Origin of the sequence: Kocuria flava (assembly GCF_001482365.1) — a bacterium.
Lineage (GTDB): Bacteria > Actinomycetota > Actinomycetes > Actinomycetales > Micrococcaceae > Kocuria > Kocuria flava.
The window spans coordinates 2,676,084-2,692,307 of sequence record NZ_CP013254.1 but is presented as its reverse complement, the minus strand read 5'-3'; the positions used below and the strand labels follow the sequence as shown (position 1 = coordinate 2,692,307).

The following is a 16,224-nucleotide window of genomic DNA, read 5'->3' as shown; positions in this document are numbered from 1 at the left end:
CGAGTCCCCACGACCATTGCGGGTGCTGTCGCCGAGTCCCCAGGTGAACAGCCGAGCCCCCAAGCCCGCTGCAGGGGGCTGGCGCCGCGCCCCCACCCGGGCAGTCGAGCTCCCGTGCCTGCCGCAGGGGTCGCCGCTGGGTTCCCACGTCGACCGCCGAGTCCCCACGACCATCGCGGGTGCTGTCGCCGAATCCCCCTGTCGACGGCCGAGTCCCCATAGCTGTTACCGGGCTGCCGTCGAGTCCCCCTGCCCGGCGCAGGTCCTCACGTCGATTCCCCATTCCAGCGGCCGAGCCCCCTCTGGTCCGGCATTTCCCCCGTTGCGCGACGGGGGAAATGCCGGACCAGAGGGGGCTCGGCGTCAGTGGTGGCGGGACGGGGGTGGAGACCGCGGACCGAGCGCAGCGGATCACCGGAAGACTGGACCACCGTGCACCCAGGGACCGGGGCGTCAGGTGTGAAGGCCCGGGGCCAGCGGGGTTGCAAAGGGGCGAGCGCCCCGGTCCAGCCGGACCGGGGCGGAGGTCGGTGCGGGGGCGGGGCCGACGAAGCCGGAACGGGGCGAGCGCCCCGGTCCAGCCGGACCGGGGCGGAGGTCGGTGCGGGGGCGGGGCCGACGAAGCCGGAACGGGGCGAGCGCCCCGGTCCAGCCGGACCGGGGCGGAGGTCGGTGCGGGGGCGGGGCCGACGAAGCCGGAACGGGGCGAGCGCCCCGGTCCAGCCGGACCGGGGCGGAGGTCGGTGCGGGGGCGGGGCCGACGAAGCCGGAACGGGGCGAGCGCCCCGGTCCAGCCGGACCGGGGCGGAGGTCGGTGCGGGGGCGGGGCCGACGAAGCCGGAACGGGAGGAGCGCCCCGGTCCAGCGGGACCGGGGCGCTCGGGGCCCGGTGTACCGGGCGGGGGAGGGGATGACGGGAATCGAACCCGCGTAATCAGTTTGGAAGACTGAGGCTCTACCATTGAGCTACATCCCCGTGCGGGTGCCTCTTCATTAACCGGCGCGGCGGGCGCGGTGTCAAATTCCCGTCCGTCCCGGCGGGCCTCCCGTGCGCGCTCACGGCCCGGCGGGAACGGGCGACGGCGGGCGGGTCAGGTCGCGGCCCGGTCCGGGCTACCGGTAGACTCCCCGTGGTCCGTGCCGAGCGCCGGGCCACGCGGTCGCAGCGCAGGCTGCAGGAACCGGGGCGTAGCGTAGTGGCTAGCGCGCCTGCTTTGGGAGCAGGAGATCGCAGGTTCGAGTCCTGTCGCCCCGACGTTGGAGCGGTTGCCCGGCCCAGCTGGGCAGCTGCTTTCTGACTGTCCGGACCGCCGCGCGGTCCAGAGCACATCCAACCGACTACCACCAGGAGTACAGCGAGTGAAGAGCGCCGTCGAGAAACTCAACCCGACCCAGGTCAAGATCGTGGTCGACGTCCCGTTCGCGGAACTCAAGCCGTTCATCGACCAGACCTACAAGTCGCTCGCCGAGCAGATCCAGGTCCCGGGCTTCCGCCGCGGCAAGGTGCCCGCGCGCCTGATCGACCAGCGCGTCGGCTACGACTTCGTCGTCGAGAACGCGCTCAACGAGGGCCTCAACACCTTCTTCCAGCAGGCGCTCGCCGAGAACGAGATCACCCCGCTGACCCAGCCGAAGGTCGAGGTCCTGGCCAAGCCGGAGGAGAGCGCCCGCGAGGCCGACGCCAAGGTCGAGATCGACGTCACCGTGCGCCCCGAGATCGAGCTGCCCGACTACAAGGGCCTGGCCGTTGAGGTCGAGGCCCGCGAGGCCTCCGCCGAGGACGAGCAGAACGCCCTGGACGAGCTGCGCGCCCGCTTCGGCACCCTCAAGACCGTGGACCGCCCGGCCGCCGAGGGCGACTTCGTGACCCTGAACCTGCAGGCCCTCATCGACGGCGAGGAGGTCGACGCCGCCAACGACCTGTCCTACCAGGTGGGCGCCGGGACCATGCTCGACGGCATGGACGAGGCCATCACCGGCCTGTCCGCCGGCGAGGACGCCACCTTCGAGACGACGCTCGCCGGCGGCGAGCACAGCGGCGAGAAGGCGACCGTCAAGGTCGAGGTCACCGCCGTCAAGGAGCGCGAGCTGCCCGAGGCCGACGACGAGTTCGCCCAGCTCGCCTCCGAGTTCGACACCATCGAGGAGCTCAAGGCCGACCTGAAGAAGCAGGCCGCCGAGTCCTCCGTGGTCGACCAGGGCGTCGAGGCCCGCGACAAGGTCCTCGAGAAGCTGATCGAGATGGTCGAGGTCCCCGTGCCGGAGTCCGTGATCGAGGAGCAGATCACCCAGCACTTCGACAACCCGCAGGCCGAGGCCGACCACGACACCGCGGAGCACCGCGACGAGGTCCGCCGCAACGCCGAGTCCGCGTTCCGCAACGAGATCGTGCTGGACGCGGTCGCGGAGGCCGAGGAGATCGGCGTCGAGCAGTCCGAGCTGATCGACTACATCATCAGCATGTCCCAGCAGTACGGCATGGACCCCAACCAGTTCGCGCAGCTGCTGGACTCCTCCGGGCAGGCCGGGATGATGGTCGGCGAGGTGCGCCGCCGCAAGGCCCTGGCCAAGGTGCTGGAGTACGCGACCGTCACCGACACCGAGGGCAACGCCGTGGACCTGTCCTCCTTCGTCAGCCCCCAGGGCGAGGAGGCCGGTGAGCCGGCTCCCGAGGAGACCACCGCCGCCCCGACCCCGGGCGCCGAGGACGGCTCCGCCGAGTCCCCGGAGTCCGCCGACTCGCCCGAGTCGGCCGACTCCGCCGAGTCCGCGGACAGCGCCGACTCCGCGAAGTGACCCGCTGAGCCGCCCGCACCGGGCGGCACGCGACGAGGGCGCCGTCGTTCCCGAGCAGGGGACGGCGGCGCCCTCGTCCGTGGCCGGGGGCCGGGCACCATGCGCCATCAGCGAACAACCCCGCCGGGGGCGGGGGCCGGGACGGGGCGGGCACTAGTGTGCTGTCTCAGAGATCCCACCGGACCCCACGCAGGAAAGAGGTATCGTCCCATGACCTCCGCTCACGAGCCGTTCTCCGGCTCCCCCCGCTCCTCCGCGCCGCGCATGCAGGGCACCACCGTGGTGGGCGCCCAGGACGACTTCGTCTACAACCGGCTCCTGAAGGAGCGGATCATCTGGCTGGGCTCGGAGGTGCGCGACGACAACGCCAACCTCATCTGCTCGCAGATGCTCCTGCTCTCGGCGGAGGACCCGCAGGCGGACATCTTCCTCTACATCAACTCCCCGGGCGGCTCCGTCACCGCGGGCATGGCCATCTACGACACCATGCAGCTGATCCCCAACGACGTCGTCACGGTCGCCACCGGCCTGGCCGCGTCCATGGGCCAGTTCCTGCTGTCCTCCGGCACCAAGGGCAAGCGCTACGCGACGCCCAACGCCCGGATCCTCATGCACCAGCCCTCCGGCGGCATGGGCGGGACCGCCTCCGACATCAAGGTCCAGGCGGAGCTGATCCTGTCGATGAAGCACCGCCTGGCCGAGCTGACCGCCGAGCAGACGGGCCAGAGCCTGGAGACCATCCTGCGCGACAACGACCGGGACAACTGGTTCGACGCCCAGCGCGGCCTCGAGTACGGCTTCTTCGACCACATCGCCAGCTCGGCCGGGGCCATGGCCGGCGGCGGCGGCACGATGAAGGACCAGGACCGCCAGGACGACCAGCAGTAGCGCCGGGCCTCCCGCACGCCCGGCAGCACACCCGAGACCTTCGAGGAAGAGGACGATGATCACCACCCACGGACCGACGTCCACGGCCGGCTCCGCCGCCGCCCTGCCGACCAGCCGCTACGTGCTGCCCGACTTCGAGGAGCGCACCCCGTACGGCTACCGCCGGCAGAACCCCTACACCAAGCTGTTCGAGGACCGCATCATCTTCCTGGGCGTCCAGGTCGACGACGCCTCGGCCGACGACGTCATGGCCCAGCTGCTGGTGCTCGAGGCGCAGGACGCCGACCGGGACATCACGATGTACATCAACTCCCCGGGCGGGTCGTTCACGGCGATGACCGCGATCTACGACACCATGCAGTACATCCGTCCCGAGATCCAGACGGTGTGCCTGGGCCAGGCCGCCTCCGCGGCGGCCGTGCTGCTGGCCGGCGGGACCCCGGGCAAGCGCCTGGCGCTGCCCAACGCCCGCGTGCTCATCCACCAGCCGGCGATGTCCGGCCAGGGCGGCGGGCAGGCCTCGGACATCGAGATCCAGGCCAACGAGATCATGCGCATGCGCGAGTGGCTCGAGGAGACCCTGGCGCTGCACTCCGGCAAGACCGCCGAGGAGGTCAACCGCGACATCGAGCGCGACAAGATCCTCACCGCAGCGGCCGCCAAGGAGTACGGCATCGTGGACCACGTCCTCGAGTCGCGCAAGGCGAACAAGCCCGCGACCGTCACCCGCTGACCGGCCGGACGGCCTTCGCCCCGGGGCGCGGCGACCCGAGCGGTCGCCGCGCCCCGGGGCGTCGCGGTGTTGGGCGCCTCCCCGGTCCTCGCCTATCCTGGGTCGAGGACCTCCGTACCCTGACCAGAGGACTTCATTCATGGCGCGCATCGGCGAGACCGCGGACCTGCTCAAGTGCTCCTTCTGCGGCAAGAGCCAGAAGCAGGTGCGCAAGCTCATCGCGGGCCCGCGGGTCTACATCTGCGACGAGTGCATCGAGCTGTGCAACGAGATCATCGAGGAGGAGCTGAGCGAGGTCAAGGACCTCGAGCAGCAGGAGCTGCCCACCCCCCACGAGATCTACCAGCACCTCCAGCAGTACGTGATCGGCCAGGACCGCGCCAAGCGCGCCCTGTCGGTGGCGGTGTACAACCACTACAAGCGCGTGCGCGCCGGCGAGGGCGGCAAGCCGCTGTCGCTGGCCACCGCCGCCGGGGACGAGGACGTGGAGATCTCCAAGTCCAACATCCTCCTCGTGGGCCCCACCGGCTCCGGCAAGACCTACCTCGCGCAGTCGCTGGCCCGCCGCCTCGACGTCCCCTTCGCCGTGGCCGACGCCACCTCCCTGACCGAGGCCGGCTACGTCGGCGAGGACGTCGAGAACATCCTGCTCAAGCTCATCCAGGCCGCCGACTACGACGTCAAGCGCGCCGAGACGGGCATCATCTACATCGACGAGATCGACAAGATCTCCCGCAAGTCCGAGAACCCCTCCATCACCCGGGACGTCTCCGGCGAGGGCGTGCAGCAGGCGCTGCTGAAGATCCTCGAGGGCACGGTCGCGTCCGTGCCGCCGCAGGGCGGGCGCAAGCACCCCCAGCAGGAGTTCATCCAGATCGACACCACGAACGTGCTGTTCATCGTGGCGGGCGCGTTCGCCGGGCTCGAGGACATCGTGGACTCCCGGGCGGGGCGGGCCTCGATCGGCTTCGGCGCCGCCCTCAAGGAGGCCGCCCCCCGCGACGACGTGATGGCCGACGTCATGCCCGAGGACCTGCTGAAGTTCGGCCTCATCCCGGAGTTCATCGGCCGCCTGCCCGTGGTCACCACGCTGCGGGAGCTCACGGTCGACGACCTCACCTGCATCCTCACCACCCCGCGCAACGCCCTGGTGAAGCAGTACAGGAAGATGTTCCAGCTCGACGGGGTCGAGCTGACCTTCGACCCGGAGGCCCTCACCGCCGTGGCCGAGCTGGCGATCCGGCGGGGGACCGGCGCCCGCGGGCTGCGCGCCATCCTCGAGGACGTCCTGCAGCCGGTGATGTTCGAGCTGCCCAGCCGCGACGACATCGCCGCCGTGCTCGTCACCGCCGAGGCGGTCGCCAAGGAGGCCGAGCCGGAGATCATCACCCACGAGATGATCCGCGAGGAGCAGCAGCGGAACAAAACCGCCTGAGCCCCGGCTGTACTCCCCGGAGGCCCCGCCGGCCCGGCGGGGACCGATCGACGAGAGGATGACGGATGGCTGAGAAGGTGGAGTTCTGGTTCGACCCCGCGTGCCCCTGGGCGTGGATGACCTCGCGCTGGATGCTCGAGGTGGAGACGGTCCGCGACGTCGAGGTGGAGTGGCGGATCATGTCCCTGGCCGCGCTCAACGAGGGCCGCGACGAGCTGCCGGAGGGCTACAAGCGCTTCCTGCGCTCGGCGTGGGGCCCGGTGCGCGTGCTGGTCGCCGCCCGCGAACAGCACGGCCCGGCGTGCGTCAAGGCGCTCTACGACGCCATGGGCACCCGCATCCACCCGGGCGGGCAGAAGGACTTCGCAGTGGTGATCGCCGAGTCCCTGGCCGAGGTCGGGCTGCCCGCCGAGCTCGCGGAGGCCGCCGGGGACGAGCGCTGGGACGACCTCGTGCGCGCCGCCCAGCGCGAGGCCCAGGACCGCGTGGGCGACGACGTCGGGACCCCGGTGATCGCCGTCAACGGGACCGCCTTCTTCGGGCCCGTGCTCTCCCCGGCGCCCACGGGCGAGGAGGCCGGGCGCGTGTTCGACGGCGCCGTGGCCCTGGCGAGCTACCCCGGGTTCTTCGAGCTCAAGCGCTCCCGCACGGTCGACCCGATCTTCGACTGAGGCGCCCGCCGGGCACCCGTCCGCCGGCACGACGAGGGCCCGGCCGCTCCCGTGAGCGGCCGGGCCCTCGTCGTGCCCGGGGCGTGCCGGGAGGGCGTCGTCCCGGGACGCGCGGCCCCGGGACGGCGCGCCCGTCAGCGGACGGGCTCCTCGGCGGGGGCGAGCTCGACGTCGCGCACGCCCACCCCGGCCTCACCGGCCTCCAGCCGCAGCTCGGCGGCGTTGCCGGCGGCGCGCAGGTCGCCCAGACCCGCCTCGAGCCGGGCGACCTCCTCGGCGGAGCCGGTGATCACCGCGGTGCGCACGGCGGTGCGCTGTTTGACCTTCGCCTCGGACTTGGCCTTGCGCAGTCCGGAGAGGGCCTCGCCCACGGTCGTGAGCAGCTCGGGGTCCGCCCCCTCGGCGAGGGGGGCGAGCGCGGCGACGTCCGGCCACGGGGCCCGGTGCACGGAGCCGGCGCGCCACCAGGACCACACCTCGTCCGTGGCGAAGGGCAGCACGGGGGCGAACAGCCGCAGCAGTGCGTCCAGCGTCGTCGCCAGGGCCGCGTGCACGGAGGCCTGGGCGGCCTCCCCGCGGGCGCCGTAGGCCCGGTCCTTGACCAGCTCGACGTAGTCGTCGGTGAAGGTCCAGAAGAACGATTCCGCCAGCTGCAGGGCGCGGGCGTACTCGTAGTTCTCGAACGCCTCGGTGGCCCGCTCCACGACCGTGGCCAGCCGCGCGAGCAGCGACCGGTCGAGGGGGTCGGCGACCGTGCCGGCGTCGGCCCCGGCACCGAGCACGGAGGCCTCCGTGACGCCCTGGGCGAGGACGAACTTCGAGGCGTTGAGCAGCTTGATCGCCAGCCGGCGCCCGATCTTGATCTGCCCCTCGTCGAAGGCGGTGTCCGCGCCGAGCCGGGCGGAGGCCGCCCAGTAGCGCACGGCGTCGGAGCCGAACTTCTCCAGGGTGTCGGTGGGCACGACCACGTTGCCCTTGGACTTGGACATCTTCTTCCGGTCCGGGTCCAGGACCCAGCCCGAGATCGTCGCGTCGCTCCACGGCAGCGAGTCCGTGAGGGAGTCGGCGCGCACCACGGAGGAGAACAGCCAGGTGCGGATGATCTCGTGGGCCTGCGGGCGCAGGTCCATGGGGTAGGTCTTCGCGTGCAGGTCCGGGTCGGTGGCCCAGCCGGTGACGATCTGGGGGCTGAGGGAGGACGTGGCCCAGGTGTCGAGCACGTCCGGGTCGCCGGTGAAGCCGCCGGGACGGCCGCGCTCGGACTCCTCGCGGCCCGGGGCCGGCTCGGCGGCCGGGTCCACGGGCAGCCGGTCGGCCGAGGGCAGGATCGGCTCGTCGTAGACGGGCTCGCCCTGGGCGTCCAGCGGGTACCAGACGGGGATCGGCACGCCGAAGAAGCGCTGCCGGGAGATCAGCCAGTCGCCGTTGAGGCCCTCGACCCAGTCGTCGTAGCGGGCCTTCATGAACGCCGGGTGCCACGCCAGCTCGGCGCCGCGGGCGAGCAGGCGCTCGCGGCGGGCGGCGTCGCGCCCGCCGTTTCGGATGTACCACTGCCGGGAGGTGACGACCTCGAGGGGCTTGTCGCCCTTCTCGTAGAAGTTCACCGGGTGCACGATCTGCTTCGGCTCGCCCTCGAGGGCGCCGGCCTCGCGCAGCAGCTCCACGGTCCGCTCCTTGGCGGAGAACACGGTCTTGCCGGCGAGCTCGGCGTAGGCGGCGGCGGGGCCCTCGCCGCGGATCCACTCGGGGGTCTCTGCGAGGATGCGGCCGTCGCGCCCGACCACGGGGCGGGTCGGCAGGTCGAGCTCGCGCCACCAGACGACGTCGGTGAGGTCGCCGAAGGTGCAGATCATGGCGATGCCCGAGCCCTTGTCCGGCTTGGCCAGGCGGTGGGCCACGACCGGCACCTCGACGCCGAACAGCGGGGAGGTCACCGTGGTCCCGAACAGGCCCCGGTAGCGCTCGTCGTCGGGGTGGGCCACGAGGGCCACGCAGGCGGGCAGCAGCTCGGGGCGGGTGGTCTCGATGTGCACCGGCTGCCCGTCCGGGCGGGCGAAGGCCACGCGGTGGTAGGCCCCGGGGCGCTCCCGGTCCTCGAGCTCGGCCTGGGCCACGGCGGTGCGGAAGGTGACGTCCCACAGGGTGGGGGCGTCGGCGAGGTAGGCGTTGCCCGCGGCGAGGTCGTCCAGGAACGCCTTCTGCGCGATCCGCCGGGAGTGGTCGTCGATGGTGCGGTAGGTCAGGTCCCAGTCCACGGACAGGCCCAGGCGGGTGAAGAGGTCCTCGAAGACCTTCTCGTCGTCGACGGCGAGGCGCTCGCACAGCTCGATGAAGTTGCGCCGGGAGACCTGCTCGAAGTCCCGCTCGTTCTTCGCGGGCTTCGCCGGGGGCTGGTAGTCCGGGTCGTAGGCCAGCGTGGGGTCGCAGCGCACGCCGAAGTAGTTCTGCACCCGCCGCTCGGTCGGCAGGCCGTTGTCGTCCCAGCCCATGGGGTAGAAGACGTTCTTGCCGGTCATCCGCCGGTAGCGGGCGACGACGTCGGTCTGGGTGTAGGAGAACATGTGCCCGACGTGCAGCGAGCCCGACGCGGTCGGGGGCGGGGTGTCGATCGAGTAGACCTGGGCGCGCTCGGTGTCGCGGTCGAAGCGGAACGTGCCCTCCTCCCGCCAGCGGGCCGAGAACTTCTCCTCGAGGCCCTCCAGGACGGGCTTGTCGGGGACGGTCACGGTCGTGGTCCCGGGCGTGTCTGTGCCCTGCGTGTTGTCAGCCATGCGGACCAGTCTCTCACGAGCCCCCGGCCGCGCCGCCGGGACCGCGGCGCGGCGGCGCACCGGACGGGCCCGCGGCCCCGGGCGCGGCGACGGCGGCGCCCGGCGCGCGGGCGGTCCTGGGCCCGCAGCGGCCCGCCCGCTAGCGTGGGACCCATGAGCGAGATGAACACCACCCACACCGGAAGGGTCGCGGTCGTCACCGGCGCGTCCACGGGCATCGGCGAGGCCACGGCGCGGGCGCTGCGCCGCGACGGCTGGACCGTCTACGCGGTCGCCCGCCGCGCCGGGCGGCTCGAGGCCCTGGCCCGGGAGACCGGGGCGATCGCCGCGCCGTGCGACGTCCGCTCCGAGGACGAGGTCGCCGCGCTGCGCGACCAGGTGCTCGAGGAGCAGGGCCGGGTCGACGCCCTGCTGAACATCTCCGGCGGCGCCCGCGGCACGGACACCGTGGCCGAGGCGCGCACCGAGGACTGGCAGTGGATGTACGACGTCAACGTGCTCGGCACGATGCGGATGACCCGGGCCTTCCTGCCGGCCCTGCGCGAGAACGGGGAGGGCACGGTCCTGAACCTCACCTCCCTGGCCGCCCACCGCGCCTACGAGGGCGGGGGCGGGTACAACGCCGCGAAGTACGCCGAGCGCGCCATGACGGAGGCCCTGCGCCTGGAGGAGGCCGAGCACAACGTGCGCGTCGTCGAGATCGCCCCCGGGCTCGTGCACACCCCCGAGTTCTCCCTCCGCCGCCTGGGCGGGGACGAGGAGGCCGCGGCGAAGGTCTACGCCGGGGTCGAGAAGCCGCTCACCGCCGAGGACGTCGCCCGGGTGTGCGCCTTCGCCGTGAACCTGCCCCACCACGTGGACCTCGACACCGTGACGATCAAGCCGGTCGCGCAGGCGGCCCCCCACAAGCTGATCCGCACCGCCTGACCGCCCGGGCCGGGCCGGGGAGGGCCCTGCCCGCCCCGGCCCGCCCGTGGGTTAAGCTGGGAGCAGTTCAGGCGTCGATCCGGCCATCACCGGGGAGCCTTCCGGAAGAACAGGACCCCCGCGTCCCCAGTAGAACCGGACGGGTCGGCCCGTCACAGCCGGCAACGAGCGGCGGCCCCCGCACCCTCCGGGAGCGGGAGCCGCAAGCGAGGTGGTACCGCGTTGCGCCCCGGGGCACCGGCCGGCAGCGTCCTTGCACCCTGACCCGCACGAGCAGCACCGACGTCAGAACGAGGATGGACACCGTGCCGAACCCGCCCGTCTCCCCGAAGGCCGTCTACCCCAGGGCGAGCACCGACCCCGCCGCCGCCGGCGTGCCCGCGGCCCCGCGCTTCCCCGCCGTGGAGGAGCGCGTCCTGGCCTACTGGGCCGAGGACCGCACCTTCCAGGCCAGCGTCGACGCGCGCGAGGCGGGGGAGGACGGCGCCAACGAGTTCGTCTTCTACGACGGCCCGCCCTTCGCCAACGGCCTGCCGCACTACGGCCACCTGCTCACCGGTTACGTCAAGGACCTGGTGGCCCGGTACCAGACCCAGCGCGGGCGCCGCGTCGAGCGCCGCTTCGGCTGGGACACCCACGGGCTGCCCGCCGAGCTCGAGGCGATGAAGCAGCTCGGGATGACCGACAAGCAGGAGATCGAGCGGATGGGCGTGGCCGCGTTCAACGACGCCTGCCGCGCCTCGGTCATGAAGTACGCCGCCGAGTGGCAGGACTACGTCACCCGCCAGGCCCGGTGGGTGGACTTCGACAACGACTACAAGACCCTCAACGTCGACTACATGGAGTCCGTGCTCGCGGCCTTCAAGTCCCTCGACGACAAGGGCCTGGTCTACTCCGGCTACCGCGTCCTGCCCTACTGCTGGAAGGACGAGACGCCGCTGTCCAACCACGAGCTGCGCATGGACGACGACGTCTACCAGGACCGTCAGGACCACACCGTCACGGTGACCTTCCCGATCCTCGGCGACGGCTCGTGGGCGAAGCGCCCGGAGCTCGCCGCCGAGCTCGCCGGCGTCGAGGCCCTGGCCTGGACGACCACGCCGTGGACGCTGCCGACCAACCAGGCGCTCGCCGTGGGCCCGGAGATCCGCTACGCGGTCGTGCCCGGGGCCGGCGAGCTGGCCGGGCGCCGGTTCCTCGTCGCCGAGGAGCTGCTGGGCGGCTACGCCAAGGACCTCGGCTGGGGCGCGGAGGAGGACCCGGCCGCCGCGGCCGCGGCGGCCGTCACCGCCCGCTTCACCGGTGCGGACCTCGAGGGCCTGCGCTACCGCCGGCTGTGGGACTACTTCGCCGACGCCGAGCGCTTCGGCACCGGCACCTCCTGGCAGATCGTGGTCGCCGACTACGTCACCACCACCGACGGCACCGGCCTCGTCCACCAGGCACCGGCCTACGGCGAGGACGACCAGACCGTGTGCGCCGGCTACGACATCCCCGTGGTGCTCTCCCTCGACGAGTCCGGGGTGTTCTACGGTCTGTTCGCCGACGAGCGGCTGGCCGCCGGGGCGCCCCTGGCAGGGATCGCCGGGAAGAACGTCTTCGACAAGGACGTGGCCCGCACCGTCGTCCGGGACCTGCGGGCCCAGGGCCGGCTGGTGCGCGAGGCCAGCTACGAGCACGCCTACCCGCACTGCTGGCGCTGCCGCAACCCGCTGATCTACCGGGCCGTGTCCTCCTGGTTCGTGGAGGTCACCCGGATCCGGGACCGGATGGTCGAGCTGAACCAGCAGATCAACTGGATCCCCGACAACGTCAAGGACGGCCAGTTCGGCAAGTGGCTGGAGAACGCCCGCGACTGGTCGATCTCCCGCAACCGCTACTGGGGCACCCCCATCCCCGTGTGGGAGTCCGACGACCCGGAGCACCCGCGCCGGGACGTCTACGGCTCCCTGGCCGAGCTCGAGGCCGACTTCGGCCGGCTGCCGCGCAACGCGCAGGGCGAGGTCGACCTGCACCGGCCCTGGATCGACGAGCTGACCCGCCCCAACCCGGACGACCCGACGGGCCGCTCCACGATGCGCCGGGTCCCGGAGGTCCTCGACGTCTGGTTCGACTCCGGGTCGATGCCCTACGCGCAGGTGCACTACCCGATGGAGAACCGGGAGTGGTTCGAGACCCACAACCCCGGCGACTTCATCGTCGAGTACATCGGCCAGACCCGCGGCTGGTTCTACACGCTGCACATCCTCGCCACCGCCCTGTTCGACCGCCCGGCCTTCCGCAACGTCATCAGCCACGGCATCGTGCTGGGCTCGGACGGGCAGAAGATGTCGAAGTCGCTGCGCAACTACCCCGACGTCACCGAGGTCCTCGACCGGGACGGGGCCGACGCGATGCGCTGGTTCCTGATGTCCAGCCCGATCCTGCGCGGCGGCAACCTCGTGGTCACCGAGCAGGGCATCCGCGACGGCGTGCGCCAGATGCTGCTGCCGCTGTGGAACGTCTACCACTTCTTCGGCCTCTACACGAACGCCGCCGACGGCGGGGCCGGCTACGAGGCGCGCCCGCGCCACGAGGCCGAGCACGTGATGGACCGCTACGTGCTGGCCGTGACCGGCCGGCTCGTGCGCGAGACCCGCGAGGCCTTCGACGCCTACGACATCTGGGCCGCGGCCGAGCGGCTGCGCTCCTACATGGACGTGCTCACCAACTGGTACGTCCGCCGCTCCCGCGACCGGTTCTTCGCGGAGGACACGGCCGCCTTCGACGTCCTGCACACCTGCCTGGAGACCGTCTGCCGGGTCGCCGCCCCGCTGCTGCCGCTGGTCACCGAGGAGATCTGGCGCGGGCTCACCGGCGGGCGCTCCGTGCACCTGACCGACTGGCCGGAGGACTCCCTGTTCCCCGAGGAGACGGAGCTCGTCGCCCTCATGGAGACGACCCGCACGATCTGCTCCGCCGGCTCCTCCCTGCGCAAGGCCCACGGACTGCGCGTGCGCCAGCCCCTCGCCGGCATGACCGTCGTCGTCCCCGAGGGCGCCCGCCTGGCCGGCACCTTCGAGCGCATCGTGGCCGACGAGCTGAACCTGAAGACCGTCGAGCTGCTCGACGCCGCCGAGGCCTCCGCCGAGCAGTTCGGGATCTCCCAGCAGCTGAAGGTCAACGCCCGCGCCGCCGGCCCGCGCCTGGGCAAGGGCGTGCAGACCGTGATCCGCGCCGCCAAGTCCGGGGACTGGCGCGTCGACGACGACGGCACCGTCGTCGCCGGCGGCACCGCCCTGCAGGAGGGCGAGTACGAGCTCGAGACCGTCGTCGCCGAGGGCTCCGCCGGCGCCCGCGCCGTGACCGTCCTGCCCGGCGGCGGGTTCCTCGTCCTGGACACCGCGCTCACCCCCGAGCTCGAGGCCGAGGGCACCGCCCGCGACGTCGTGCGCACCATCCAGCAGGCGCGCAAGGACGCCGGCCTGGCCGTCTCCGACCGGATCCGCACCGTGCTCACCGCGGACGCTGCGACCGTCGCGGCCGTCGAGGCCAACCGCCGGCTCGTGGCGGGGGAGACCCTCAGCGCCGAGCTCGAGCTGCGCACCGGCGAACCGGCCGTCGCGGTCGAGGTCGTCGGCGCGTCCGCCGGGGCGGTGCAGGCGTGAGCGCCGCGTTCGAGGAGACCTCGGCCGGCACCGTCGAGGAGGTCTACGCCGAGCTGCTGGCCCGGGCCCCCGAGCACCGGATGGCCCCGCGCCTGGACGCGGTGCGCCGGGCCGTGGAGGTCCTCGGCGAGCCCCACCGGGCCGCGCCCGTGGTGCACGTGACGGGCACCAACGGCAAGACCTCGACCGCCCGGATGATCGAGGCGCTGCTGCTGGCCCACGACCTGCGCGTGGGCCGGTACACGAGCCCCCACCTGGCCCGGGTCACCGAGCGCATCAGCGTGGACGGGGCCCCCGTGGACGACGAGACCTTCGTGCGCGTGCACGGGGAGATCGCCCCGTACCTCGCCCTCGTCGACGCCGAGCTCACCGGGCGCGGGCAGCCGCGGCTGACCTACTTCGAGACGCTCACCGTGCTCGCCTTCGCCGTCTTCGCCGACGCCCCCGTGGATGTCGTCGTCCTCGAGGTCGGGATCGGCGGCAGCTGGGACGCGACCAACGTGGCCGACGCCGCTGTGTCCGTGGTGACCCCCGTGGACCTCGACCACACCGACATGCTCGGCGACACGGTCGAGGAGATCGCCGCCGAGAAGGCGGGGATCGTCAAGCCCGGCGGCTTCCTCGTCTCCGCCGCGCAGCAGCCCGAGGCCGCGCAGGTGCTGCTCGAGCGGGCCCGGGAGCTCGGCGTCCCCTTCCGCTTCGGCGGGATCGAGTTCGGCGTGGAGTCCCGCGCCACGGCCGTGGGCGGGCAGGTCCTGACGATCCAGGGGCTCGCCGGACGCTACCCCGAGGTCCTCCTGCCGCTGTTCGGCGCCCACCAGGCCGAGAACGCGGCGCTCGCCGTGGCCGCCGTCGAGGCCTTCCTCGGCGGCGGGGACCGCGAGCTCGACCTCGAGCTGGTGCGCACCGGACTGGGCGCCGCCGAGTCCCCGGGCCGGCTGGAGGTGGCCCGCACGGCGCCCCCGGTGCTGCTCGACGCCGCGCACAACCCCCACGGGCTGCGCGCGGCCGCCGCCGCCCTCCAGGAGTCCTTCACCTTCGGCAAGCTCAACCTCGTCGTCGGCATCCTCGCGGAGAAGGACGTCGAGGAGATGCTGCGCGGGCTGCTCGACGAGTACGAGGAGCACGCCACCGAGTTCTGGTTCACCCGCTCGTCCTCGCCGCGCGCGGTCGACCCGGAGGAGCTCGCGGAGCTCGCCGTGGACCTGGGCTTCCCCGAGGACGTGGTGCACGCCGTGCCGACCCTCGACGACGCCCTCGCCGAGGCCGTCCAGGACGCCGCCGACCGGCCCGAGTTCGACGGCGCCGTGCTGGTCACCGGCTCGATCACCGTGGTCGGCGAGGCCCGGACCCTGCTGGGCCTGTGACCCGGACCCATCCCCGGGCGCTGCCCGGCCCGCACGGAAGGAACCGTCCCCAGTGGCACGCATGACCAAGGCCCAGCGCGAGTGGCGCCCCGGGCAGAAGCGACCGCGGCGGTCGATCCGCACGACCTTCGCCTCCTCGGTGCTCGTGATGGAGGGCTTCATCGCCTTCTTCGCGGCGCTGACCGTCTACGGGCTCCTCGGCCGGGAGCTGTCCTCCGGGGCCCGCACAGGGGTGCTCGTGGCCGGGTGCGCCCTCGCCCTCGTGCTGCTGCTCGCCCCGGCGCTGCTGCGCCGGCCGTGGGGCTACGCCGTGGGCTGGGGCCTGCAGGTCGTGCTGCTGGCCACGGGCTTCGTGCTGCCCACGATGTTCGTGATCGGTGCGATGTCCCTGCTCGCCTGGTGGTACGCCGTGCGCACCGGGGCGCGCCTGGACCGGGAGAACGCCGCCCGGGACGCCGCGCAGGCCCGGTGGGAGCGCGAGCACCCCGCCGGATAGGCTGACCGGGACACGACCGCACCCCTCTCGGAAGGACCTCCATGACCACGGAACGCACCCTCGTCCTCGTCAAGCCCGACGGCGTGACCCGCGGCCTCACCGGCCAGGTGCTCGCGCGCATCGAGGCCAAGGGCTACCGGCTGGCGGAGCTCAGGCTCGTCCACCCCGAGCAGGAGCTGCTCGAGCGCCACTACGAGGAGCACCGCGGCAAGCCGTTCTTCGCCCCCCTCGTGGAGTTCATGCGCAGCGGGCCCGTGGTCGCCGCCGTCGTCGAGGGCGACCGGGTGATCGAGGGCTTCCGCTCGCTGGCCGGCACCACCGAGCCGACCACCGCCGCCCCGGGCACGATCCGCGGCGACCTCGGCCGCGACTGGGGCGGGACGGTGCAGCAGAACATCGTCCACGGCTCGGACTCCCCGGAGTCGGCCGAGCGCGAGATCGGCATCTGGTTCGGCTGAGCCCCCGCCGACGACGAACGGCCCGCCGCTCCCCG

11 protein-coding genes and 2 tRNA genes are annotated in these 16,224 nt (G+C 72.8%); 11 read left to right on the top strand and 2 right to left on the bottom strand.

Annotation, left to right across the window (positions count from 1 at the left end; genetic code table 11):
* Positions 1-905: 905 nt before the first annotated feature.
* A tRNA-Gly gene (locus AS188_RS11985) sits at positions 906-976 on the bottom strand.
* Between the two features lie 206 nt (positions 977-1,182).
* Here AS188_RS11985 and AS188_RS11980 point away from each other — a divergent pair.
* From AS188_RS11980 to AS188_RS11955, 6 genes are all read left to right on the top strand, one after another.
* Positions 1,183-1,255 (top strand) — tRNA-Pro (locus tag AS188_RS11980).
* A 104-nt stretch (positions 1,256-1,359) separates the two neighbouring features.
* Positions 1,360-2,796: a trigger factor gene (tig, locus tag AS188_RS11975; protein WP_058859047.1), complete on the top strand. Its 1,437-nt coding sequence runs from the start codon at positions 1,360-1,362 to the stop codon at positions 2,794-2,796.
* Positions 2,797-3,060: 264 nt separating this feature from the next.
* Positions 3,061-3,684 carry an ATP-dependent Clp protease proteolytic subunit gene (locus AS188_RS11970; RefSeq protein WP_058859908.1) on the top strand — a complete coding sequence of 208 codons (624 nt, stop codon included), beginning with the start codon at positions 3,061-3,063 and terminating at the stop codon, positions 3,682-3,684.
* Between the two features lie 55 nt (positions 3,685-3,739).
* A complete protein-coding gene (locus tag AS188_RS11965; protein ID WP_058859046.1) occupies positions 3,740-4,417 on the top strand; it encodes an ATP-dependent Clp protease proteolytic subunit in 678 nt (225 codons plus the stop codon).
* Positions 4,418-4,556: 139 nt separating this feature from the next.
* The gene (gene clpX, locus AS188_RS11960) at positions 4,557-5,852 is read left to right on the top strand and encodes an ATP-dependent Clp protease ATP-binding subunit ClpX (protein WP_058859045.1); all 1,296 of its coding nucleotides are present in this window, start codon (positions 4,557-4,559) and stop codon (positions 5,850-5,852) included.
* Between the two features lie 65 nt (positions 5,853-5,917).
* The gene (locus AS188_RS11955; protein WP_058859044.1) at positions 5,918-6,523 is read left to right on the top strand and encodes a mycothiol-dependent nitroreductase Rv2466c family protein; all 606 of its coding nucleotides are present in this window, start codon (positions 5,918-5,920) and stop codon (positions 6,521-6,523) included.
* 134 nt (positions 6,524-6,657) lie between these two features.
* On the opposite strand, the gene valS is transcribed toward AS188_RS11955, so the two are convergent.
* Positions 6,658-9,294, bottom strand: a complete 2,637-nt coding sequence (gene valS / locus AS188_RS11950; protein ID WP_058859043.1) for a valine--tRNA ligase — start codon at positions 9,292-9,294, stop codon at positions 6,658-6,660.
* 153 nt (positions 9,295-9,447) lie between these two features.
* Between valS and AS188_RS11945 the strand changes: the two genes are divergently transcribed.
* The 5 genes from AS188_RS11945 to ndk all read left to right on the top strand — a co-directional run bounded on the left by AS188_RS11945 (position 9,448) and on the right by ndk (position 16,189).
* Positions 9,448-10,221: an SDR family oxidoreductase gene (locus tag AS188_RS11945; RefSeq protein WP_058859042.1), complete on the top strand. Its 774-nt coding sequence runs from the start codon at positions 9,448-9,450 to the stop codon at positions 10,219-10,221.
* Positions 10,222-10,517: 296 nt separating this feature from the next.
* On the top strand, positions 10,518-13,868 hold the full coding sequence (gene ileS, locus AS188_RS11940) for an isoleucine--tRNA ligase (protein WP_058859041.1): 3,351 nt from the start codon (positions 10,518-10,520) through the stop codon (positions 13,866-13,868).
* Positions 13,865-15,235 (top strand): bifunctional folylpolyglutamate synthase/dihydrofolate synthase, encoded by a 1,371-nt coding sequence (locus tag AS188_RS11935; RefSeq protein WP_058859040.1) that lies wholly within the window; start codon positions 13,865-13,867, stop codon positions 15,233-15,235. Before ileS ends, AS188_RS11935 begins: the two co-directional genes overlap by 4 nt.
* A gap of 52 nt (positions 15,236-15,287) precedes the next feature.
* Positions 15,288-15,731, top strand: a complete 444-nt coding sequence (locus AS188_RS11930; protein WP_058859039.1) for a DUF4233 domain-containing protein — start codon at positions 15,288-15,290, stop codon at positions 15,729-15,731.
* A 41-nt stretch (positions 15,732-15,772) separates the two neighbouring features.
* A complete protein-coding gene (gene ndk, locus AS188_RS11925; protein ID WP_058859038.1) occupies positions 15,773-16,189 on the top strand; it encodes a nucleoside-diphosphate kinase in 417 nt (138 codons plus the stop codon).
* The last annotated feature ends 35 nt before the right edge of the window (positions 16,190-16,224 follow it).